The 22,197-nt window shown below is 69.5% G+C and carries 16 protein-coding genes and 1 tRNA gene; 13 read left to right on the forward strand and 4 right to left on the reverse strand.

Annotated features, from left to right (window positions below):
• The first annotated feature begins 210 nt into the window (after positions 1-210).
• The 4 genes from IE302_RS37845 to IE302_RS37860 all read left to right on the forward strand — a co-directional run bounded on the left by IE302_RS37845 (position 211) and on the right by IE302_RS37860 (position 3,486).
• Positions 211-702, forward strand: a complete 492-nt coding sequence (locus tag IE302_RS37845) for a hypothetical protein (protein WP_191259275.1) — start codon at positions 211-213, stop codon at positions 700-702.
• Positions 703-749: 47 nt separating this feature from the next.
• Entirely contained in the window at positions 750-1,340 is a 591-nt protein-coding gene (locus IE302_RS37850; RefSeq protein WP_229908232.1) for a DUF3558 domain-containing protein, read from the forward strand.
• Positions 1,337-2,659, forward strand: a complete 1,323-nt coding sequence (locus IE302_RS37855; RefSeq protein ID WP_191259277.1) for a hypothetical protein — start codon at positions 1,337-1,339, stop codon at positions 2,657-2,659. Before IE302_RS37850 ends, IE302_RS37855 begins: the two co-directional genes overlap by 4 nt.
• 71 nt (positions 2,660-2,730) lie before the next feature.
• Complete coding sequence (locus tag IE302_RS37860; protein WP_191259278.1) at positions 2,731-3,486, forward strand: ESX secretion-associated protein EspG; 756 nt, start codon at positions 2,731-2,733, stop codon at positions 3,484-3,486.
• 178 nt (positions 3,487-3,664) lie between these two features.
• Here IE302_RS37860 and IE302_RS37865 read toward each other — a convergent pair.
• From IE302_RS37865 to IE302_RS37875, 3 genes are all read right to left on the reverse strand, one after another.
• A tRNA-Arg gene (locus IE302_RS37865) sits at positions 3,665-3,738 on the reverse strand.
• Between the two features lie 242 nt (positions 3,739-3,980).
• Complete coding sequence (locus tag IE302_RS37870) at positions 3,981-4,370, reverse strand: peptidase inhibitor family I36 protein (protein ID WP_191259279.1); 390 nt, start codon at positions 4,368-4,370, stop codon at positions 3,981-3,983.
• 189 nt (positions 4,371-4,559) lie between these two features.
• Positions 4,560-5,609: a LacI family DNA-binding transcriptional regulator gene (locus tag IE302_RS37875; protein ID WP_191259429.1), complete on the reverse strand. Its 1,050-nt coding sequence runs from the start codon at positions 5,607-5,609 to the stop codon at positions 4,560-4,562.
• 121 nt (positions 5,610-5,730) lie between these two features.
• Between IE302_RS37875 and IE302_RS37880 the strand changes: the two genes are divergently transcribed.
• Both IE302_RS37880 and IE302_RS37885 read left to right on the forward strand, forming a co-directional pair.
• The gene (locus IE302_RS37880) at positions 5,731-6,909 is read left to right on the forward strand and encodes an MFS transporter (protein WP_191259280.1); all 1,179 of its coding nucleotides are present in this window, start codon (positions 5,731-5,733) and stop codon (positions 6,907-6,909) included.
• Positions 6,910-7,009: 100 nt separating this feature from the next.
• On the forward strand, positions 7,010-8,146 hold the full coding sequence (locus IE302_RS37885) for a sensor histidine kinase (protein ID WP_191259430.1): 1,137 nt from the start codon (positions 7,010-7,012) through the stop codon (positions 8,144-8,146).
• Here IE302_RS37885 and IE302_RS37890 read toward each other — a convergent pair.
• Positions 8,120-8,758 (reverse strand): histidine phosphatase family protein, encoded by a 639-nt coding sequence (locus IE302_RS37890; RefSeq protein ID WP_191259281.1) that lies wholly within the window; start codon positions 8,756-8,758, stop codon positions 8,120-8,122. The genes IE302_RS37885 and IE302_RS37890 overlap by 27 nt on opposite strands.
• A gap of 42 nt (positions 8,759-8,800) precedes the next feature.
• Between IE302_RS37890 and IE302_RS37895 the strand changes: the two genes are divergently transcribed.
• The 7 genes from IE302_RS37895 (at position 8,801) to IE302_RS37925 (ending at position 22,150) form a co-directional block, all read left to right on the forward strand.
• On the forward strand, positions 8,801-10,828 hold the full coding sequence (locus tag IE302_RS37895; RefSeq protein ID WP_191259282.1) for a bifunctional copper resistance protein CopD/cytochrome c oxidase assembly protein: 2,028 nt from the start codon (positions 8,801-8,803) through the stop codon (positions 10,826-10,828).
• A 180-nt stretch (positions 10,829-11,008) separates the two neighbouring features.
• Entirely contained in the window at positions 11,009-11,491 is a 483-nt protein-coding gene (locus IE302_RS37900; protein ID WP_229908218.1) for a single-stranded DNA-binding protein, read from the forward strand.
• A 63-nt stretch (positions 11,492-11,554) separates the two neighbouring features.
• Positions 11,555-13,231: an energy-dependent translational throttle protein EttA gene (gene ettA / locus IE302_RS37905; RefSeq protein ID WP_191259284.1), complete on the forward strand. Its 1,677-nt coding sequence runs from the start codon at positions 11,555-11,557 to the stop codon at positions 13,229-13,231.
• Positions 13,232-13,247: 16 nt separating this feature from the next.
• Positions 13,248-15,785, forward strand: a complete 2,538-nt coding sequence (locus IE302_RS37910; protein ID WP_191259285.1) for a hypothetical protein — start codon at positions 13,248-13,250, stop codon at positions 15,783-15,785.
• Positions 15,786-16,129: 344 nt separating this feature from the next.
• Positions 16,130-21,103 (forward strand): NAD-glutamate dehydrogenase, encoded by a 4,974-nt coding sequence (locus IE302_RS37915; RefSeq protein ID WP_191259286.1) that lies wholly within the window; start codon positions 16,130-16,132, stop codon positions 21,101-21,103.
• A complete protein-coding gene (locus IE302_RS37920; protein ID WP_191259287.1) occupies positions 21,103-21,522 on the forward strand; it encodes an acyl-CoA thioesterase in 420 nt (139 codons plus the stop codon). The genes IE302_RS37915 and IE302_RS37920 overlap by 1 nt, the downstream gene beginning before the upstream one ends.
• On the forward strand, positions 21,515-22,150 hold the full coding sequence (locus tag IE302_RS37925; RefSeq protein WP_005158255.1) for a DUF8010 domain-containing protein: 636 nt from the start codon (positions 21,515-21,517) through the stop codon (positions 22,148-22,150). The genes IE302_RS37920 and IE302_RS37925 overlap by 8 nt, the downstream gene beginning before the upstream one ends.
• Positions 22,151-22,197 lie beyond the last annotated feature (47 nt).

Raw genomic sequence — 22,197 nt, forward strand, 5'->3', positions numbered from 1 at the left:
TTCTCTGCGAATGACACTTGGTGTCGCGATGTGTTTCGACTTGTTTGGATGCGGCTGCCTCTTTCTTGTCAACGACTTCGTCTTGACGCGTCTCCACTTAGGGTGATTGATCCGCTACGGTAATCGGTGCGGCTGATCGGTCCAGCCGATCACCATTGATCAGTCGCGCTGATCGGTTGAGGGGTAGTGCACGAGGGGACACGAGCAGCCGTGACAGAGGACAGGGTCGGCCAGTGGCTGATGGGGACGGACTTCGCGATCGCGGAGTCAGGTCGCGAGTACGAGAGAACCGTTGACCACGGGGCGGCCGCGTCGGGCCCCGGCACCTACGCCCGCGGGGGCTACACGCTGGACGCCGCTGCGGCGGGTGACATGCTCGGGCAAGCGAAAGAGGCTCTTGAAGAGCTCCGAACCTTGAAGATAGATGTCCAGAAGCTCAAGGCGGTTCAACCACCCGCGAAGGATCCCGCGAGCGTCGCCTATAACGCGCGGTTGGCCAGCGGATCGGGTGTTTTCGACCATGGCGTCGCGCATATCGATACTGAAATCGAGTATCTGGTCGAGCTGATCGGCAAGATCGAAGAGGCATTTGCGAAGACGCAAGGCCAGGAGCACATCGCGACCGAAAGCATCAAAGACAAGGCGTCACAACAGCCGGGTTCGAATCGTCACGGTTCGAGCGAAGGAGGATCAGCCGGATGATCAGCCGTCACGTTGCCGTCGGTGTCGTCGTGGCGCTCGCTGCGGCGATGTCAGCGTGTACCGGGAAAACGACTGACAGCCCGAATCCGCCGACTCCTGGGACATCCGCACGTCCTTCATCCTCGGCGGCCGCGGGGTTGCCGTTCGCCGGTGCGCCCAAGGTCGCCAACCCGCTGTCGGCGACTGTGCTGTCGGGTGATCCTTGCGTGGACGCGTTGACGCCTGAGCAGGTGCGCCCGATTCTCGGCGCGCCTCTGAAGCAAAGCCGGGATGACCTGGCAGCGGTGGGGCCTGCGTGCACCTGGGCCAACCTGGACAGGGGCTCTCAGCTCAACGTCGGATACGCCACTGTGGCGAAGACCGGTTTGAGCGGGGTGTACCAGAACACCAAACCGCAGTCGGGCGTGTGGAGGCCGATCGCCGACGTCCAAGGTTTTCCGGCGGTGGCACACGCGGGCAGTCCAGGTCAGACACCGAAGGATCTGTGTGTCGTGACGGTCGGACTCGCCGACGAGTTCGCCGTCGATGTCGCTGTAGTCCTCGGATCCGCGAAGCAGGGCGTCGTGGATCCGTGCGGCATCGCCGCGGACGCCGCGGGTACGGTGACCGCGACGCTGAAGGCCAAGGCGGGTGCGTGAGCATGTTTCCCTGTGATCAACTGGGGCGCGCCGCGAGAGCCCTGGCGAATGAGGCGGAGAAGATCGGCACCGCGGTCGTGCGCACCGCCAAGGAAGCCGTTGAGTGGGCGGGTGACGTCCTGAGCGGGAATGTCGGCGCCCAGGCGATGCCTGTTCCCGAAGTGGTCAGGCTCGTGCAGGCCGGGGACAGTTCGAGCTGGTTTCAGAACAGCGATACCGCGCACCTCGCGTCGAACAAGCACAGCCAGGTCGCGGCGAAGCTGTCGAACATGCTCAACAACTTGGAGCCCGCGTGGACGGGTAAAGCGGCCGAGGGGGCGCGTGTACGCACGAAAGCGTTCACAACGGTGGTGGATTCCGCGGGATCGGCCTTGAACGCCAACGGCGACAATGTCGCTGATTCCGCGCACGGGTTCAACCGCGCCAAGGGCTCGATGGAGCCGATGGGTGACCCTCCGGACAAGGGATTCTTCGATGTGGCCTCCCCTTGGGACACCGATACCGAGCGAGCGATCAACGAGTACAACGCCAAAGCACAGAGGAATCTCGGCATCTACAATTCCTATGCCGCGCATGTCGATAGTCAAGGGCAGGGCTTGCGGGCCGATTACGGGGAGATGGTCCCGGAGTTCGGTTCCTCGTCGACGGGCGATTCGGCGCCTGTGCGAGGCTTCGGCGTACGTAGTGACACCGGTGGCGATCACCCGGCAAGGTCGGGTGGGCATCCGGTTACGCCCATGGTGGGTGGCGCGCCGCCTCCAGGTCCGGTTGCCGGTCCTGGACATGCCGGCTCTGGCTCAGTGAGCGGTCCTGGTTCGGTGAACGTGCCTGCCACCAGTGGAAGCCATGTCAACGACGGGACGACGGCAGCGGGCTACACCCCGCTCGACCCGCGTACTGGACTGACACTGCCTAATACTCCGATTCCTGGCGTTCCTGCCCCGGGCAGCGGCCCGACGGCGGGTGGGGTGAATCTGGTCGGCGGTCCCGGTGGATCGGGTGCCGCCGGTGGACTGGGTGCTGCCGGGAAGCCGCGCGAGGTCGGCGGGGTGCCCGGCGGCGGCCGCCAAACCGGTGCGCGTGGCCTCGCCGAAGAGTCCGGGCGCGGTGGTGCCGGTGCGAGCCGTGGCGGTAGCGGTCGCCTGGCGGGCGGCCCTGCCGGGATCGCCCCGGGGCCGGCGCGCGGTGCGAAGGAAGAAGACAAGGAACGCCAAAGGAAATACGTTCAGGACGAGGACACGTTGTTCACCGATGAGGACAAGAAGTCCGTCGATCCGGTGACCGGGTTGCCTCCGGCTCCGCCGACGATCGGCGCCTAACCCCTTTACCGGTCCCCGCCTGACTGGGGTATGTCCCGTATTCGGTCGGTTCACTTCGGAGTGTGCTTAGCGTGGTTGTCCTTGACCGTCCCATCGTCGTCCCGAAAATGCTGTTCCTGTCCGCGTGGAACATGATCGATACCGGCGCGGAGCTGCCTCCGGCTTTCGGTACGAACTTGCATTACTGGAGCACCGCCGACGCCCGCGGAACACTGGAGAATCGCGCCCTCAGGTCCCTGGAGACCTTGGGGCTGGCGCGCAACGGCCGGCTGAACCCGATGTGGCGCGGCACTCTTACGGCACTGGCACAGGCTGATCGTGAGTACTACTCGTTCACGGTGTTCGAGGACGGCAAGAGCTGTTCGATCCTGATCGCCTCCCACGACGGGTACGCGCTGCGGGCGGTCGTCGACGATCAGGTCGTCGCCCTCGCGCCGATCGAGGATCGATGGCACGCCACCGCACTGGTGGAGACGCTGCCGGAGGTGCCAGGAGCGCCGGTGCGGGCGGTCAGTATGCCGAGGGAGTTCTACGACGACCCCGAACACGACCGGTCCGATCCGCTGGCCGAGCCGGTGGATACTCGAGACCGTGATCACCTGGCGGAGGTGCTCGCCCGGCCTCGGCAGGCGGTGCACCAGCTCTACAGCGCGCGCCGCGGTAACGACGGAAGAGTGCGCAGTTCGCCGATCACCGTGATCGACCTCGCCGACGAGGGCGGGCGGGTGGTGACGTATGCGAGCGGGGACGGTGACGTGGTGATGGTGCCCGGTACCGGGAGCGTTTTGGTCGTCACGATCAACAACACCATGAACGGCCTCGGCTGACCGCGTGTCCGCGCACTCTCCGGGCCGCGCCGCCGCATCGGTGAATTACTGGCACTCGACCGGGCGACCTCGGCGGACTTTGACCGTGGAACTGCCAGGTGGGTGATTCGTGCAGATTTCGTGTAGATGAGGAGGACCCCTGGCCACTTGCGTGACCAGGGGCTCCCCTGTGGCGGCGTGCCCCCGGCAGGACTTGAACCTGCGACCTAGAGATTAGAAGGCTCTTGCTCTATCCAGCTGAGCTACGAGGGCCGACGTCGGCGACGTTGGGTGTCGCCCAGCATCGGCAGCTTAGCCGTCGCCAACCTGTCGATCGTTCGACACCGCCAGATCGTTTCAGGTCGAGCCCACCGTTTTTTGGAACGCCCGTGAGCGCGTCACGACGCGGGGTGACGCGCTCACGGGCCGGGGCCGCTTCGGGGGAGCGGCCCCTGGGTTCGCGCAGGTCGCGAGTCGACTCTTCCGCGAGCGACCGGCGCGAACCGCCGGGGTGGTCAGTCCCAGATCTTGAGGGCGCGGATCACGAACGGGCCCTGGGGTACGTAGGTGCCGCCACCCGGATAGGTGATGAAATCTCCTTCGGTCGTGCACTCCTCACTCTGGTAAATCGTCACGTCCCGGCTCAGCCGGTTGACGAACGAATGTCCGTCGAATCCTTCGGGTAGCGGAATGCATTCCTCGGGATTCGAGGTGCGCAGGTCGAATTTGTGCACGGCGCCGCTGAAGGATTCTTCGCCCCAGACGCAGAACTCGCCCTTCTGGCAGGCGGGCGCGGGCGGTTCGGCGGCGGCGCTCGCGACTCCGGTACTGGTCAGCAGGCCGAACACGGCCAGCAGGAGCACCTGCGGGAGGCGGGCGCGCAGGTTCGTCAAACGTCGTTGCATGACTGGGTTCTCCCCCCGTGGATCGGCGGCTCGATGGCCGTCGGTGAATGTGTGATTCCACGATGGCGCGGGGGGAAGGGTTTGTCTGCCCGCATTTCTACTTCTGTGGATAAGTAGTTGTGCGCCGCTCGATCGGGGCGAGTTGTCCACACATCGCCGGGGCCGCCTTGCGCGTGCCTGAACCGGCTGCTAGGCGGGCGCGGTGGAATCCCGGACGACCAGTTCGGCGGGCACCTCGGTGGGAGCGGGTGCCTTCTCCCCGCGCAGCAGGCTCAGTACCAGTTCGCCGGCCGCCCGCCCCTTGGCGGCGAGGTCCTGCCGGACGGTCGTCAGCGGTGGTTCGGACCAGCGCGCGGGCGGGACGTCGTCGAAACCCACGACGGAAAGATCACCCGGGACCGACAGGCCGAGGTGTCTCGCCGCCGAGATCGCCGCGAGCGCCAGCAGATCCGACATGCACAGCAGCGCCGTCGGCCGCGGGTGCCGGTCCAGCAGGCCGAAAGCGCTCGGAAGCGCGCCTTCGACCGACAGGCCGGACGCCTCCCAGATCGGCACGTCCGCCGCCGGGACACCCGCCTCGGCCAGCGTCTCCAGGTAGCCGGCCATCCGCTCGCGGTTGTCGTGGAACCGGCTGTTCCCGGCCTCCGCCGCGCTCAGTTCGCCGCCGCGCGGCGCCGAGAGGCACTGCGCCGAGAAGATCCCGATCCGCCGGTGCCCGAGTTCCAGCAGGTGCCGGGCCGCCGCGGCCGCCCCCGCCCGGTCCGCCACCCCGATCCTGGCCGAACCCCGGATATGCGGCTGGTCGATCACCACCAGCGGCAGGCCGCGATCCCGGACCGCGGTCAGCGCCGGCGCGCCGTCGGCGAGCGAATACGCCACCGCGATGTCGGCCTGCGCGGTCAGGATCCGCTCGGCGCGCGGGCCGCCGCTCTCCCCGTCGCCGGGAAGTAGCAGCAAGGCGTGGCCTTCGGGGTCGACGACGGTCGAGAGCGCGTCGAGGGTGACCGACAGCGCGGGATCCGAGAACGCCGTCGAGAGGTTCGTGTCGAGCAGGACGGCGATCGCGCCGGTGCGGCTGGTGGCCAGGCTGCGCGCGGTCGGGTTCGGTCCCGCGTACCCGATCTTCTTGGCCGCGCGAAGGACCTCTTCCCGCAGCTGGGCGGACAGCTGATCGGGCCGGTTGTAGGCGTTGGAGACGGTCGCCCGCGACACCCCGACGGCGTCGGCGACATCGTCCAACGTCGGCCTTCGCCGTCGCGTGCTGGTCACCGGCGCAGTCTAGTCCCGGTCGGTGCCGGTGGACTTTCTGAAGCGCTTAAGTCATTCTGGGGGAACAGGAAGCGGAAGGAGACTGGGGTTTATGCGTGACCGTACGGCCGTTTTCGTCGTGTTCGCGCTCAATGGGGCCGCGCTCGGCTCCTGGGCGCCGCGGACTCCGGCGTTGTCGGAAAGAGTGAACGCCTCACCCGGCGTCTTCGGCCTGGCCCTGCTGGGGGCCAGCGTCGGCATGCTGATCGCGGCGTCGGTCTCCGGGCGGCTGATCGAGCGGCACGGGGCCCGCGCGGTGGTCGCCGGCAGCACGGTCGTCGCCTGCGCCGCGTTGCCGATGATCGGGTTCTCGACGTCGGTCGCCCTGCTGGCCGGGGCGTTGTTCGTCCTCGGCGCGAGCGTCGGCGCGCTGGACGTCGCGATGAACGTCGCGGGCGTCGAGGTGGAACGCCGGTCCGGGCGGGCGATCATGCCGGTCCTGCACGCCGGGTTCAGCTTCGGCGCGCTGGCGGGCTCCGTCGCCGCCGGATTCGCCGCGTCGCACCAGTGGTCGCCGGGGCGCCATCTCACCGTCGCCGCGCTGGCCGCGCTCGTCGTCCTCGCCGTCGTCATCGTGGCGGTGCCCGGCGCGCGGCCCGAGCACTCCGAGCCCGTCGAGAAGCCGCGGGTGCCGCCGATCAAGCGCCCCGTCCTCTGGCTGCTCGCCGCGATCGCGCTGTTCTCGGCGATCGCGGAGGGTGCGAGCTCGGACTGGTCCGCCCTGCTGATGACGTCCGTGCACGGGGTCGGTGACGGCGCCGCGGCCTTCGCCTACTCGGGATTCGCCCTGTCCATGGCGCTCGCCAGGCTCGCAGGCGCCTGGCTGCAGAACCGCTTCGGCGCCACCCGTGCGCTGGCGGTGGGCGCCGGGATCGCCGCGGCCGGGCTCGTGCTCGCCGCGCTGGCACCCGTTCCGATGTTCGGGTTCGTCGGCTTCGCGCTGGCCGGTGCCGGGCTGGCCGCGGCCTTCCCGATCGCGTTGAGCCTCGCCGGGGCGTCGGGCAAGCGCGCCGACGGCACCGGGGGCGAGCGGGAACTGGCCTTCGTCACCGCGATCGCCTACACCGGCTTCCTCGCCGGGCCACCGCTGATCGGCGGGATCGCGCAGGTGACGTCGCTTTCGGTGTCGTTCCTGTTCGTCGGACTGACCGCCGCGCTGATCGTGCCGTCGGCGGTGGCCGCGGCGCGGGCGCGGAAACGGGAGGAGGTCGCCGAACCGATCGCCCGTTGACATCCTCGCCAGGACGCGGGCAAGCTGCTCGGTAAACTGAAATGAATGCGACCTGGTCGCAGTTTCAGGGCGGCTGATCCGGGGGAGGAGCGGCGTGAGGGTGCTGATGCTCGGGGGCGGCAGGGGGATCCCGGCGCGGCTGGTGCAGACCACGTTGCCCCGGCTCGTGCTGGTCCCGGTGGTGTTCCGGCTGGTGATGCTGGCGCAGGCGCTGTGGACGGCGGGGCTCACCGGATCCTCGGTGCTGTGGACGTTCGCGCTGCTGCACCTGCTGCCGAACGTCGCCGAAGCGGCCTGGATCTTCCGCTGGTCCCCGGCCGGTACGCGGCTGGTGCCGGTGGCCGACGCCGCGGTCGCCGTCCTCTTCGTCCTGGGGGCCAACCTGATCGCGCAGGACGTCGTGATCACGTCGATCACCTGGACCCATCTGATGGGGACGGTGATGATCTGGACACTGCTGCGCGGCGCGCCGGCGGGGGCGCTGGTCATCGCGGCCGCGGTGGCGCCGCACACCGTGCTGGACCCGGGTTCCTCGCTCGGCCTCTTCCTCACCCTCGCGACCGCGCTGGTGGCGGCGCTCGCGCTGGTCGGCCTGGTCGGCGCGTCGATGCGGTTCGCGCTCGGCTTCGGGGAACAGCAGGGCCGTGAGGCGGAACGCGAACGGCACCGCCGCGACGTCCATGACACCGTCCTGCAGGTGATGGAGTCGTTCGCGATCCCCGCGCCCGCCGACGAACTCGACCCGGCCGCCAGCCTCGACAGGCTCCGTCGCACCGCCCGCGCCCAGGCGATGCGCATCCGGATCAGCCTCGAACACGAACCCGCCGAGCAGGTCGGGCTGCACCAGCGTCTCCGGCTGCTCGCCGCCGAAATGGCCGCGGAAGGCCTGCGCGCCGAGGTCGTCGTCCAGGACGACTGCGCTCCGGAGCTCGCGCAGGAAACGGCCATGGCCCTGCACGACTCGGCAAGGGAGGCCTTGCGCAACGCGCTCAAGCACTCCGGGACCAGGCGCGCCGTCGTCAGCGTCGAACAGATCGGCGGCGGGGTTTCCCTGACGGTGCGCGATCACGGCGCGGGTTTCGACGTCGGCGACCGGCGGCGCGGCTTCGGTCTCGAGAACTCGATCATCGCGCGGATGGCGGAAGTCGGCGGGTTCGCGCGGATCGAATCGAGACCGGGGCTGGGGACCCGGGTGGTGCTACTCGCCCCGTCAGTCCTGCGTCTCCCCGTCGGGTGAGTCACGCCACTGGCGGAACGGGCGGTCCAGCGTCCACTTGTCGCCCACCCGCTCGACGACGCGGTATTCGCAGGTCGTCGGGTTGGACAGGGACTCGAACAGTTCGATGCTCCAGCCGAAGAGCCGGCGGCACAGCAACCGGATGGTCAGGCCGTGCGAGACGATCAGCACGGTTTCGGGGTGATCTTCGCCGCAGGCCGCCAGTTCGCTGAGGAACGCCGCGACCCGGTCGTCGACGTCCGCCCCGGACTCGCCGAACGGGAGCCGGTAGAAGAAGTGCCCGAACTCGTGGCGGCGCTGCTTCTGGACCTCCTGCTCCTGCGGGTCCTGGAGGTTGCCCCAGTCCTGTTCCCGCAGCCTCGGCTCCTGCGTGATCCGCTCGCAGGAGTCCCGGATGTCCAGCAGCCGCAACGTTTCCCGCGTCCGCAGATACGGGCTGACGTAGACCGCGGGCCGCTGCCCGCCGAGGACCTCCTCGATTTCCGGGCCCGCCCGCCTGGCCTGTTCGCGGCCGTCGTCGGTGAGCGGGAGGGCGTGGTCGGGAATCCGGGTGTAGGCGAGTTCGTCGACGTTGCCGAGCGATTCGGCGTGCCTCAGCAGGATGATCCGCACGCCGCCATCTTGCCCGTTCCGCGTCCGGCTTACCCTCGTGACGTGCCTTCAGACCCCGAGACGAAACCGGCCGCACCCGCACGGAAGGCCGGTGTACTGCCGCTGGTGTCGATCGGGGCGCTCCTGGCCGCGGTGGTCGCCGTCGGCCTGGTCGCGCTGACCGGTGGCGCCGGTTACGTCATCGCCGGTTTGCCGGATCCGGGACTGGTGACGCGGTACGGCATCACCGTCGTCCGGGTGCTGGCCGAGGCGGCTTCGGTGCTGTGCGTGGGTTCGCTGCTGCTCGCCGCGTTCCTCGTCCCGCCGCAAAAGTCCGGCACGCTCGCGGCGGACGGCTACGCGGCCATCCGCGTCGCGGGCGTCGCCGCCTGGGTCTGGTTCTTCGCGGCCGCCGCGTCGATCTTCTTCTCCGCGGCCGACGGCGCGGGGCGCCCGTTCACCGAGGTGCTCTCGCCGCAGGTGCTGATCGACCTCGTGGACGCCATCGAGCAGCCCAAGGCCTGGCTGTTCACCGCGTTGATCGCGTTGCTGGTCGCGCTCGGCTGCCGTCTCGCCTTGACCTGGGGCTGGACGACGGTGGTCTTCTTCCTGTCCGTCGGCGGCCTGATCCCGGTCGCGGTCACCGGGCATTCCGCGAGCGGCGGCTCGCACGACATGGCGACCAACAGCCTGCTGTACCACCTGGTCGCCGCCGCGCTGTGGGTCGGTGGCCTGGTGGCGCTGCTCGCGCTCGGCTGGCGCCGCGGCGAGAACCTCAAGCTCGCCGCGACCCGGTTCTCCAAGCTGGCGCTGGTCTGCTGGGTCGTGATGGCGGTCTCCGGCATCGTCAACGCGCTCGTGCGGATCAGGATCGCCGACCTGTTCACCACCGACTACGGCCTGCTGGTGGTCGCGAAGATCGTCGCGCTGCTGCTGCTCGGCGTCTTCGGGCACCAGCAGCGGCAGAAGGGCGTCGCGGGGCTGGTCAACGGCGCCGGCGGCGGTCAGTTGCTGCGGCTCGCCGCGGTCGAGGTGCTGATCATGTTCATCACGATCGGCATCGCCACCGGGCTCGCGAAGACCCCGCCGCCGCAGGAATCGTTCACCCAGCCCTCGACCACGGAACTGCTGATCGGCTACGACCTCTACGGTCCGCCGACGGTGTTCAGGCTGCTCACGGACTGGCGGTTCGACCTCGTCTACGGCACCCTCGCGCTCGTTCTCGCCGGGCTGTACCTCGCCGGTGTCCGTCGGCTGCGGCGCCGCGGCGACACCTGGGCCACCGGCCGGGTCGTCGCGTGGCTCGCGGGCTGTTTCGTGCTGCTGATGGCGACGTCGTCCGGTATCGGGCGGTACGCGCCCGCGATGTTCAGCGTGCACATGGGCAACCACATGCTGCTGTCCATGGTGGCGCCGGTGCTGTTCGTGCTCGGCGGGCCCGTGACGCTCGCGCTGCGCGCGCTGCCCACGGCGGGCAAGGACGCCCCGCCCGGACCGCGTGAATGGGTGCTCGCCTTCGTGCACTCGCCGCTTTCGCGGTTCCTGACGCATCCGATCGTCGCGCTGCTGCTGTTCGTCGGCTCCTTCTACGGCCTGTACTTCTCGGGCCTGTTCGACTCCGCGCTGAACTATCACTGGGCGCATCTGGCGATGAACGCGCACTTCCTGCTCGCCGGGTACGTCTTCTACTGGCCGGTGATCGGTGTCGACCCGGCGCCACGCCGGATGCCGCCGCTGGGACGGCTGGGGATGATGTTCGCCGCCATGCCGTTCCACGCGTTCTTCGGGATCGCGCTGATGAGCATGCAGACCGTGCTCGGCCAGGACTTCTACCGCGGGCTCAAACTGCCGTGGGTCACCGATCTGCTGACCGATCAGCGGCTCGGCGGCGGGATCGCGTGGGCGTCCGGCGAACTGCCGGTGCTGCTGGTGCTCGTCGCGTTGCTGGTGCAGTGGGCTCGGCAGGACGAGCGGGAGGCCCGGCGCCGTGACCGCCGCGAGGACGCCTCGGGTGACGCGGATCTGAACGCCTACAACGCGATGCTGAAGAACCTCGCGGATCAGGGCCGCGGGCCGGGGAAGAACTCGTAGCACAACCGGCCGGTATCGCCCGGCGTTCCGGCCGGAGTTGTCCACAGGAAGCCCACAACACCCGGAGTTGTCCACAGATCCCGTTCGCGCCCTTTTCCGCCCTTTGATCCGAGGCAGTCTGTGATCAAGGGAAGACACCGGGAACGGCCCGGATCGAGGAGAAAGGCGAGTGTGATGGCGATGGGCGAGACGTGGGTGACCATGATCGGCAACCTGACCAGCGAACCGGTCCACCATCCGGAACGCGTGCACGGGCACGACGTCGTGTCGTTCGGCTTGCGGAGTGTCGAACGCCGGTACGACAAGGAAAGAGGGGAGTGGGGCGAGGGACGGCAGCTCGCGGTCAAGGTCACCTGCTGGCGGAAGCTGGCGATGGCGGCGTTCGCGTGCCTGAGCAAGGGCGATCCGGTGATCGTGGCCGGGCGGCTGCGCGGCGCCGAGACCGCCGAGGAGATCCCGGCACCTCTCGGTCTACCTGAGCTTGAGGCCTTCTCGATCGGGCCCAATCTCGCGCGGTGTTCGGCGGAGATCCAGCGGGCCGGGCGTGATCGGCCCCGGGCGATCCCGTTGTCGCGGCCGCCTGCCGGGAATCCCATGGTCACCGCGCTGGAGGACGCGCCCGTGGCGGGAAGTCCCGATGCTCGCTCAGTGATGTCGGGCTGACTGTCGGTAGTTCGGTGGTGACCGCCGTCAAGGTCCCGATCGGCTCGCTCTACGATCGCTTGTATGGCCGAGTTCATCTACACCATGAAGAAGGTGCGCAAGACCGTCGGGGACAAGGTCATCCTCGACGACGTCAGCACCGCGTTCTACCCCGGCGCCAAGATCGGCGTGGTGGGGCCGAACGGCGCGGGTAAATCCACCGTTCTGAAGATCATGGCGGGGATCGAGCAGGCCAGCAACGGCGAAGCCTTCCTCCAGCCTGGCGCCAGCGTCGGCATCCTCATGCAGGAGCCGGAGCTCAACGAGGAAAAGACCGTCCGCGAGAACGTCGAAGAGGGCCTTGGCGACATCAAGGTCAAGCTCAACCGCTTCAACGAGGTCGCCGAGCTGATGGCGACCGACTACAGCGACGAGCTGATGGAGGAGATGGGCAAGCTCCAGGAGGAGCTCGACCACGCCGACGCGTGGGAGATCGACTCCACGGTCGAGCAGGCGATGGACGCCCTGCGCTGCCCGCCGCCGGACGAGCCGGTCACCCACCTCTCCGGTGGTGAGCGCCGCCGGGTCGCGCTGTGCAAGCTGCTCCTGTCCGCACCCGACCTGCTCCTCCTCGACGAGCCCACCAACCATCTGGACGCCGAAAGCGTGCTGTGGCTGGAACAGTTCCTCGCGAACTACGCCGGCGCCGTCCTCGCGGTCACCCACGACCGGTACTTCCTGGACAACGTCGCGCAGTGGATCATGGAGCTCGACCGCGGCCGCGTCGTCGGCTACGAGGGTAACTACTCGACGTACCTGGAGAAGAAGCGCGAGCGCCTCGAAGTCCAGGGCAAGAAGGACGCCAAGCTCGCCAAGCGGCTGAAGTCCGAGCTCGAATGGGTCCGGTCCAACGCCAAGGCGCGCCAGACCAAGTCGCGGTCCCGGCTGGACCGCTACGAGGAGATGGCCGCGGAGGCGGACAAGCACCGCAAGCTCGACTTCGAAGAGATCCAGATCCCGCCGGGGCCCCGGCTGGGCAGCGTGGTCGTCGAGGTCGAGAAGCTGCGCAAGGGTTTCGACGACCGCGTGCTGATCGACGGGCTGTCGTTCGACCTGCCGCGCAACGGCATCGTCGGCGTGATCGGGCCGAACGGTGTCGGCAAGACGACCCTGTTCAAGACGATCGTCGGGCTCGAGGAGCCGGACGACGGCCGGGTCAAGATCGGCGAGACGGTCAAACTGTCCTATGTGGACCAGAACCGCGGCGGGATCGACCCGAAGAAGACGGTATGGGAGGTGGTTTCGGACAAGCTGGACTACATCCACGTCGGGCAGACCGAAATGCCCTCGCGTGCCTACGTCAGCGCGTTCGGTTTCAAGGGGCCGGACCAGCAGAAGCCGGCGGGCGTGCTCTCCGGTGGTGAGCGCAACCGGCTGAACCTGGCGCTGACCCTCAAGCAGGGCGGGAACCTGATCCTGCTCGACGAGCCGACGAACGACCTGGACGTCGAGACCCTGAGCTCGCTGGAGAACGCTCTCGAGCAGTTCCCCGGCTGCGCCGTGGTCATCTCGCACGACCGGTGGTTCCTCGACCGGGTCGCCACGCACATCCTCGCCTGGGAAGGCACCGACGAGAACCCCTCGCAATGGTTCTGGTTCGAAGGTAACTTCGAGGGCTACGAGAAGAACAAGGTCGAACGTCTCGGCGCCGAGGCGGCTCGTCCGCACCGCGTCACCCATCGCAAGCTGACCCGCGACTGAGGGCCGGGGGTTCCCCGTGGAAGCCAGCAAGCGCCAACGGCCGGGCTCGCCCACCACCATGGTGGGTGGGCGGACGGCTGCCACCGGGGGAACCCTGTCCGCTGTCGGCAGGTTGATCGAGCGTGCGGACGCCCTGCACCTGAGGGCGCCCGAACTCGCCCTGGTCCTCGGGGAGCGCGCGGCCGCGCTCGCCGAGGCCGCCGGTGCCGACGAGCAGTGGATCCGCGCGGAGAGTCTCGTGGTGACCGCTCGGGTGCGGCTCGGTGGCCGTCCCCGGACGGTCGGCCGGGCGGTGGCCGCCCTGCGCGCCGCCGAACACGCGGGCTACGGCGACATCGCCGCCCGACTGAGGATCGACCTGGCGGTCTGCGCGCGCAGCGTCGGCATCCCGCTGACCGGCCTGGCCGCCCTGCGTCCACTGCTGGCGGACCCCGCGGTCTCACCGGCGCACCGGGCCGAGGCGTTGTGCCACCTCGTCGGCTGCTTGGCGCAGTTCGGCCGCAAGGCGGAACTGGACCGGGTGCTCGCCGAGGCGGACAAGCTCGTGCTCGGCGACGGCTCGATGGCGGCGGATTCGCAGCTGCTGATCCGCGCGCTGCTGCGGGTCGGGGTGTCGGCGCACCGTCGCAGGCACGGCGATCTGACGTCGGCCGCCGATGCCGCGCGGACCGGGCTGGGCATGCTGGAAAAGCTCGGAAACCCCGACGACGACGGAGGTCTCGTCCGGGTCAGGCTGATCCTGCAACTCGTCTGCACGTTGCTGGACCGGGGCGACACGGAAATGGCGATGGAGGTCGCGCAACCGATCCTCGACGCGCCCGTCCGGGCCGCCGGGGTCGCGCCCGCCGCGTGGCTGCGGCTGGCGGTGGCCACCCGCGTCCTGCTGCCCGCGGGATCGGGGGAGGCCGCGGGCATGCTCGTCCGTGAGTCGGTCGCCGGTACCGAGGACCACAACCTCCACGCCGTCACGGCACGGCTGTGGCTGGAGCTCGCGCAGATCGAGGAACGGCTCGGCCGGGCCGAGGAGGCCATCGGCTGCCTGCACCGTTCGCGGGCCGCCGAGCATCTGCACGCCCGTGCCCGCAGGCAGGCGTGCAACGTGCTGGTCGGTGAGTTCGGCGCGGCCGAGAACGCCGCCGTCGACCTCGACGACGTCTTACGGACCGTCGCCACGCGGCCGTCCGCCGCCCCGGTTTCCACCCCTGCCTCGGCTCCGGCACCGGCACCGGTTCCCGCACCGGAGGCGGCCGAGGTGACCGCGGTGATGGCGGCGATCGACGCGGCACCCTCGAAGCGGGCCGCCGCCGAGCCGCCGGTTCGCCGCGAGCAGCCTCGCCCCGTGCGGCAGAGCAGGCAGCCGGAACCCGCGCCGGTGCGGCACGCGCCGGTCGAGCCTCCGCGTCCCGTCGCACCCCCACGGCCGGCGGAGCCCCCTGTGCCGCAGGTCGTGGAGGAGAAGGTCGAAGCGCCGGTACTCAAGCCGCCGTCCCGTCCGGAGCCGGCGCGGGAAGCCGCGGCGTCCGACAGCGACTGGCGCCGCCGGGTGCCGAAGAAACCGGCCATCAGATTCGAACCCAAGGCCGAACCCGCCGCGCCGAAGCTCATGCCGCCGCCGAAACCGGAGCCCGCACCGCGTCCCGAGCCGGCGCCGAGTCCGGGACGACGCCGCCGGGAGGAGCCCGCGGTCCGCGAAACCCCCGCGGCTCACGAGGTCGCGCCTCAGGACCCCGCGGTCGCCCGTCTGGACACCCCGACCCCGGTCGTCCGGCAGCAGCCCGAAGTACCTGTCCGGTATGAGGAACCGGTGCCCGTACCGGTCCCGGAACCCGTTGTCCCGGAACTGCTTCTCGCTCCCGAACCCGCGGCCGAACCCCGGCAGCGGATGACCGCCGAGGCCGAGCCGCCACGTCCGCCGGGCACCGCCGCCCCGTTGTGGGAGAGCGACGAGTGGGCGGCCGAAGAACGTGTCCGCCGGTCCGCCGCGCCTGCGTCGCGCAAGACCAGGCACGACGCCGAACACGGTTCCGTGGCGGCGAAATCGGTGCTGGACCGGCTCGGCATCTCCAGCACCGGCGGGGGGCGTGGGCGCCGTCGCGCGGACACCGCGGATCCCGTGCATCCCGAGCCCGTCGCCGAGGAACGCGCCCACCGGGAACAGCCCCCGGCCGAGTACACCGAACCCGCTGTCCCGCTCGCGCCGCCGCCTCGGGAGGATCCGGCACCGCCGCAGAACGGCGGCGGCAGGCCGGGCGCCAAGGAAGAGGTCGCGGATCCGTGGCTGCCGCGCCTGCGGATGCCGCCCGCGCTGGACCCGCTCACCGACACCGGCTCCTGGCGGCCGGTCACCCCGTTCCCGGAGAGCTACGCCCGTGCGATCGCGGAGGAGGAGCCGCCGCCGGACGCTGGTCTGGCCGATCTGCTCGCCCGCGCGCTCGCCGAGCATCAGGCGGGGACGGCGAGCGCCGCCGCGCTCGTGAAACAACTCGGCTCGCAGGACTCGGGAAAGCGTCCGGTCAACGGTCACGACCGGCACCGCACCAACGGGAGCGACTGACCGGACGACAGCAAAGGTCCCTTGCTTCGCCGCGGTGACCGTCGGACGGGACTGGAACGATTCAGCAAGCCGGGTGACGCCGCCGGTCGTTTCCGCGTGCGGCAATGGGTGCTGGTCACCCCCGGTGCGGCGGTTCGCGTGAAGGTCCGGACAGACCGCCGATGTGACCGGCGAGTAGCTGAACCGATCACGGCGATTCCGGTATCTGAGCAGGGAAATCTTCGACGGCCGGGAATGACCCGGCCTTGTGGAGCCGCCAGTCCGGCGCTGTAGGTTGGGTCTGGGCCGGTACAGAGTCGTGCCGGTCGCGGTGTCAATCTCGCTACTGTGGAGAGTTGCCTCAAATGAGCTCGACGGGAGTCTCGTCCCTGCCCGGAAAAGATGTCGGCATCGAGGACGGCGCCCGGCGCCGGTCGGTGAACCCGGAGCAGATCCGGGACGACCTGATCGACGCCGCCGCGGCGTACGCCCCGGAGATCGGCGACCTGATCCGCCTGTACTACCGGCACATCCCGGCCGAAGAGATTCTCGGTGACGACCCGGTCGACCTCGTCGGCGCCGTCCGTTCGCACCTGCAGCTGGCGAAGGACCGGATGCCCGGCCGCCCCGCGGTGCGGCTGCTGAACCCGACGGGCCCCGAAGACGGCTGGACGCGTGAGGCCACCGTCGTGCAGGTCGTCACGGACGACATGCCCTACCTGGTGGACTCCGTCGCGGCCGAGTTCGCGCGGGACGGGGTGCAGGTGCAGCGCATCGTGCACCCGATCGTCGTGGTCAGCCGCGACCTCACCGGCGAACTGCTGGAGGTCCACCCGGACGCCGACCCGGCCGATCCGCCGTCGAACTCCGCGGCCGAGTCGTGGATGTACATCGAGATCGACCTGGTGACCGACCCGAACCGCGCCCGTGAGCTGGACAACCGGCTGTCGTCGGTACTGGGCGACGTGCGCGAGGTCGTCGAGGACACCGACAAGATGGCGGAGACGGCGTGCCGTCTCGCCGACGAACTGGACGAGAACCCGCCGCAGCTGGCCGCGAGCGAAGTCGCCGAGGGAGCCCGGCTGCTGCGCTGGCTCGCCGACGGGCACTTCACCTTCCTCGGCTACCGCCGCTACGAGCTGATCGACAACCCGCACCCGGACAGCGACGAACCCGCCCTGCGCGCGGTGCTCGCCACCGGGCTGGGCGTGCTGCGCCAGGACAGCCTGGCCGCGCGCAGCCTCACCGCCGGTCCCGACACGGCGGCGTCCGCGCTCGCGCCGACGCTGCTCGTGCTCACCCAGGCGAGCGCGCCGTCCACCGTGCACCGCCCGGTGTACCCGTACTACGTCGGCGTGAAAACGTTCGACGACAAGGGAAACGTCACCGGCGAACACCGCTTCCTCGGCATGTTCACCACCACCGCCCTGCACGAGAACGTGCTGGACATCCCGGTGGTCTGCAACCGGGTCCGCGAGGTCATCCACCGCGCGGGCTTCCCGATGGAGTCCTTCTCCGGGCAGCGGATGCTCGAAGTGCTGCAGAACTGGCCGCGCGCGGACCTCTTCTCGGCCGACACCGACTCGCTGTACTCGACGACGACGGGTGCGATCACGCTTTCGGATCGCAGACGGCTGCGCCTGTTCCTGCGCCGCGACCCGTACGGCCGTTTCTACTCCTGCCTCGTGTACCTCCCGCGTGACCGCTACACGACCCGTTCGCGGCTCGCGATGCAGGAGGTCCTGCTCGAAGAACTCGAAGGCACGCAACTCGAGTACAGCGCGCGCATCGGGGAAACCGTGCTCGCGCAGGTGCACTTCATCGTGCACACCGATCCCTCGCAGCGGTCCGAGCCGGACACCCTGCGCATCCAGGAACGGCTCAACGAAGCCGTCCGCAGCTGGGACGACCGGATGGTCGAGGCGATCCTCGCCGAGCGCCGCGAGCGCGCCGGGGACAGCGGTGTCGCGGTCGGCCTGATCGGCGAGGAGTCCGCGGGTGAACAGGGTCAGCGGTTCGCCGCGGTGTTCCCCGAGGGCTACAAGGAGGACTTCACCGCGCTCGAAGCGCTCGCGGACCTCCGTGCCCTGGAGTCGCTGACCGACGAGGGCGACCTGTCGCTGTCGTTCTACCTGCCCGCCGACGCCGAGGCGGGGGAGCGGCGCTTCAAGCTGTACCTGCGCGGCGAGGGGGTGACCCTCTCCCAGGTGCTCCCGGTCCTGCAGCGGATGGGGGTCGAGGTCGTCGACGAACGACCGTACGAACTGCGCCGCGAGGACGGCGGCCGGTCCTGGATCTACGACTTCGGCCTGCTGATCGACCCGCAGGTCCTCGACCACGCGGACCACGACCTCCGCACCCGCTTCCAGGACGCCTTCCACGCCGCCTGGCGCGGCGACTGCGAGGTCGACGGCTTCAACGGTCTCGTCCTGCGCGCCGGGCTCACCTGGCGGCAGGCGGCCATCCTGCGGGCCTACTCGCGGTACCTGCGCCAGACGAAGATCCCGTTCTCGCAGGAGTACATCGAGAACACCGTCCTCGCGCACACCGACATCGCCACCGCGCTGGTGCGGCTGTTCGAGACCCGCTTCGACCTCTCGCTCGGCGAAGAGGTCCGCGCCTCGCAGGCCGACCAGCTCACCACCGAGATCGGCAAGCTGGTCGACGAGGTGACCAGCCTCGACGAGGACCGGATCCTGCGGCGGCTGATGGCGGTCATCCTCGCCACGCTGCGCACGAACTACCACGTCACCGACGAGAACGGGAACTCCCGCCAGTACCTGGCGCTCAAGCTCGACCCGAGCGCGGTGCCCGAGCTGCCCGAACCGCGGCCCAAGTACGAGATCTTCGTGTACTCGCCCCGGATCGAGGGTGTGCACCTGCGCTTCGGCGACGTCGCGCGCGGTGGCCTGAGGTGGTCCGACCGACGGGAGGACTTCCGCACGGAGATCCTCGGCCTGGTCAAGGCGCAGGCGGTCAAGAACGCGGTGATCGTGCCTGTCGGAGCGAAGGGCGGCTTCGTCGTGAAGCGCCCGCCGACGGCCACCGGTGACCCGGGCCTGGACCGTGACGCCCAGCTGAACGAGGGCATCGCCTGCTACCGGATGTTCATCTCCGGCCTGCTGGACGTGACCGACAACCGCGTCGAGGGCAAGACCGTCCCGGCGCCGGGCGTGGTCCGCCACGACGGCGACGACAGCTATCTCGTGGTCGCGGCCGACAAGGGCACGGCGAAGTTCTCCGACATCGCGAACGAGGTCTCGGCGAACTACCGGTTCTGGCTCGGTGACGCCTTCGCCTCCGGTGGCTCGGTCGGTTACGACCACAAGGCCATGGGCATCACCGCGAAGGGCGCGTGGGAAAGCGTCAAGCGCAACTTCCGCGAGCTGGGCAAGGACACCCAGACCGAGGACTTCACCGTCGTCGGCATCGGCGACATGATGGGCGACGTCTTCGGCAACGGCATGCTGCTCTCCGAGCACATCCGCTTGGTGGCCGCCTTCAACCACATGCACATCTTCCTCGACCCGAACCCGGATTCGGCGACCTCGTTCGCCGAGCGGCGGCGGCTGTTCGACCTGCCGCGGTCGTCGTGGGAGGACTACGACCGCTCGCTGATCAGCGAGGGCGGCGGGATCTACTCGCGGTCGGCGAAGACGATCCCGTTGAGCCCGCAGGTCCGCGAGGCGCTCGGGCTCGCCGAGGACGTCACCTCGCTGGCGCCGAACGACCTCATGCAGGCGATCCTGCTGTCCCCGGTCGAACTGCTGTGGAACGGCGGCATCGGCACCTACGTCAAGGCCGAGCGCGAGAGCCACGCGGACGCGGGCGACAAGGCCAACGACGCCTTGCGCGTCAACGGGAACCAGCTCCGCGTCAAGGTGGTCGGCGAGGGCGGGAACCTGGGGCTGACCCAGCTCGGCCGGATCGAGTTCGCCCGCACCGGCGGCAAGATCAACACCGACGCGCTCGACAACTCCGCCGGCGTCGACTGCTCCGACCACGAGGTCAACATCAAGATCCTGCTGGACCACCTGGTCTCGACCGGATCGCTGGGCGCCGAGCAGCGCAACGAACTGCTGGAGCAGATGACCGACGAGGTCGGCGAGCTGGTGCTGGCCGACAACTACCGGCAGAACGCCGTGCTCGGCGTCAGCCGGGCGCACGCCGGGCCGATGGTCTCGGTGCACCAGCGGCTCGTCGCGGCGCTGGTCGCGAAGGGCGCCTTCGACCGCAAACTCGAAGCGCTGCCGAGTTCGGCGGAGTTCCGCGCGCTGGAGAAGGCGGGCGAAGGGCTCACGTCGCCGGAGCTGGCGACGCTGCTCGCGCACGTCAAGCTCGACCTGAAGGACGAGCTGCTGGCGAGCGAGCTGCCGGACTCCGAGGTGTTCTCGCGGCGTCTGCCCGAGTACTTCCCGAAGCCGCTTCGGGAGCGGTTCGGCGACGCGATCTTCCAGCACCCGCTGAAGCGCGAGATCATCACGACGATGGTCGCCAACGAGGTCGTCGACGGCGCCGGGATCTCCTACGTCTTCCGCCTGATGGAGGAGATGAACGCGACCGCGACCGACGCCGTCCGCGCGTACGCCGTGGTCACCCACGTCTACGACCTGCCCTCACTGTGGGCGCAGATCGACGCGCTGGACAACGTCGTGCCGACCGAGGTCGCGGACGAGATGATGCTGGAGACCCGCAGGCTGCTCGACCGGGCCGCCCGCTGGTTCCTCACCAACCGGCCGCAGCCCCTCGCGCCGCTCGCCGAGATCAACCGGTTCGGCCGGGTCGTCGGCGAGATGGCGCCGCGGGCGCACGAGCTGCTTCGCGGTGTCGAGTGCGCTTCGGTGGACGCGAACACCGAGCGGCTGATCGGGAAGGGCGTCCCCGCGGAACTCGCCGAACGGGTCGCGCTCCTGCTGCACACCTTCGGCCTGCTCGACGTCACCGACGTCGCGGAGCTCGCCGAGCAGCAGGCCGGGATCGACGCGGTGCACACCCCGACGGAGACGGCGGGCCTGTACTACGCGCTGTCCGACCACCTCGGCATCGACAAGATGCTGACGTCGATCAGCGGTCTCGAACGCGGCAACCGCTGGCACGCGCTCGCGCGGCTGGCGCTGCGGGACGACGTCTACGGTTCACTGCGGGCGATCACGCTGGACGCGTTGCGGCACAGCGATTCGGGCACCGACCCGGACGAGAAGATCGCGCACTGGGAGAAGACGAACGCCTCGAGGTTGCAGCGGGCTCGCGTCGCGCTGGACGAGATCAGCCAGTTCGGCAAACTCGACCTGGCGACGCTGTCGGTGGCGGCGAGGCAGATCCGGAGCACGGTGAGGTAGTGGCGTACATTTCCCTGATCCGGCCACGCTGGTCGGATATGGACGTCTACGGGCACGTCAACCACGCCAACCTGGTGACCCTGCTCGAAGAGGCGCGGATTCCCCTGCTTTTCGGGGACGCCGTCCGGGCCGGGCTCACCGACCTGCCCAAGGGCATCGTGGTGGTGAAGCTGGCCGTCCATTACCGTTCGCCGATCGTGGTGTCCGACCAGGACATCCGGGTGGAGATCTCGTTGAAGGACTTGAAGCACGCCAGCTTCACCCTCGGCTACCGGGTGCACAACGGGCCCGCCGAGGCCGACAAGGTCGCGGTCACCGCGGAGACGGTGCTCGCGCCGTTCGACACCGGGTCCGAACGGCCCCGGCGGCTGACCGAGGACGAACGCGCCTTCCTGGAGAAGGGGTTCGCTGATGCCTGAGCTCGTCATCCCGGACGCGGGCGACCGCGAAACGCTCGGGGCCTTCGTGGCCAGGGCGGTCCGGCTCGACCAGAACACGCTGGTGCGGTTGCGGCAGCGCGGCGACGGTGTCGTCGAGGCGTGGAGCACGACCCCGTTCGAGGTCCTCGCCACCAGGGCCGTCGCCGGCGACATCACGCCGTCGGACATCACCGTGTCCGGTAACGAGCTGCTCGCCGCGCTGACCGTCGCGGGTGGTGAGCGGATGGATCCGGGCCCGGCCCGTGACCTGATGTGGCATTCCGAGCTGCCCGCCCCCGGGCGCTGGCAGCTGGTGGACGAACTGCCTGCGACGGTGATCGCGGAGCTGGCCGATCGCGGGGTCACCCTCGCCCGCGACAACGTCGGCCCGCACGGCACACCGCCCGCGTCGCTGATGGACCAGGCGGTGCTCACCGTTTCCGGCAACGAGCTGGAGATCAAGGTCCAGATGCGGTGCCTGTTCGCGCTGTCCGGGATGGGCTTCGTCGACTCGTCGATCGACGGCGACGTCGTCCGGGTCACCGCGACGGATTCGTGGATGCGCATCGACGCGCGGTACGGCGCCGTCATCAAGCGCCGTCACGCGCTCCTGCCGCTGCTGTTCTGACGGGTTTCTTACCGCCGCGCGCCGCGGGTGGCTTCCGGCCGCCCGCG

The sequence above is a fragment of the Amycolatopsis oliviviridis genome (genome assembly GCF_014654365.1).
Taxonomy (GTDB): Bacteria; Actinomycetota; Actinomycetes; order Mycobacteriales; family Pseudonocardiaceae; genus Amycolatopsis; species Amycolatopsis oliviviridis.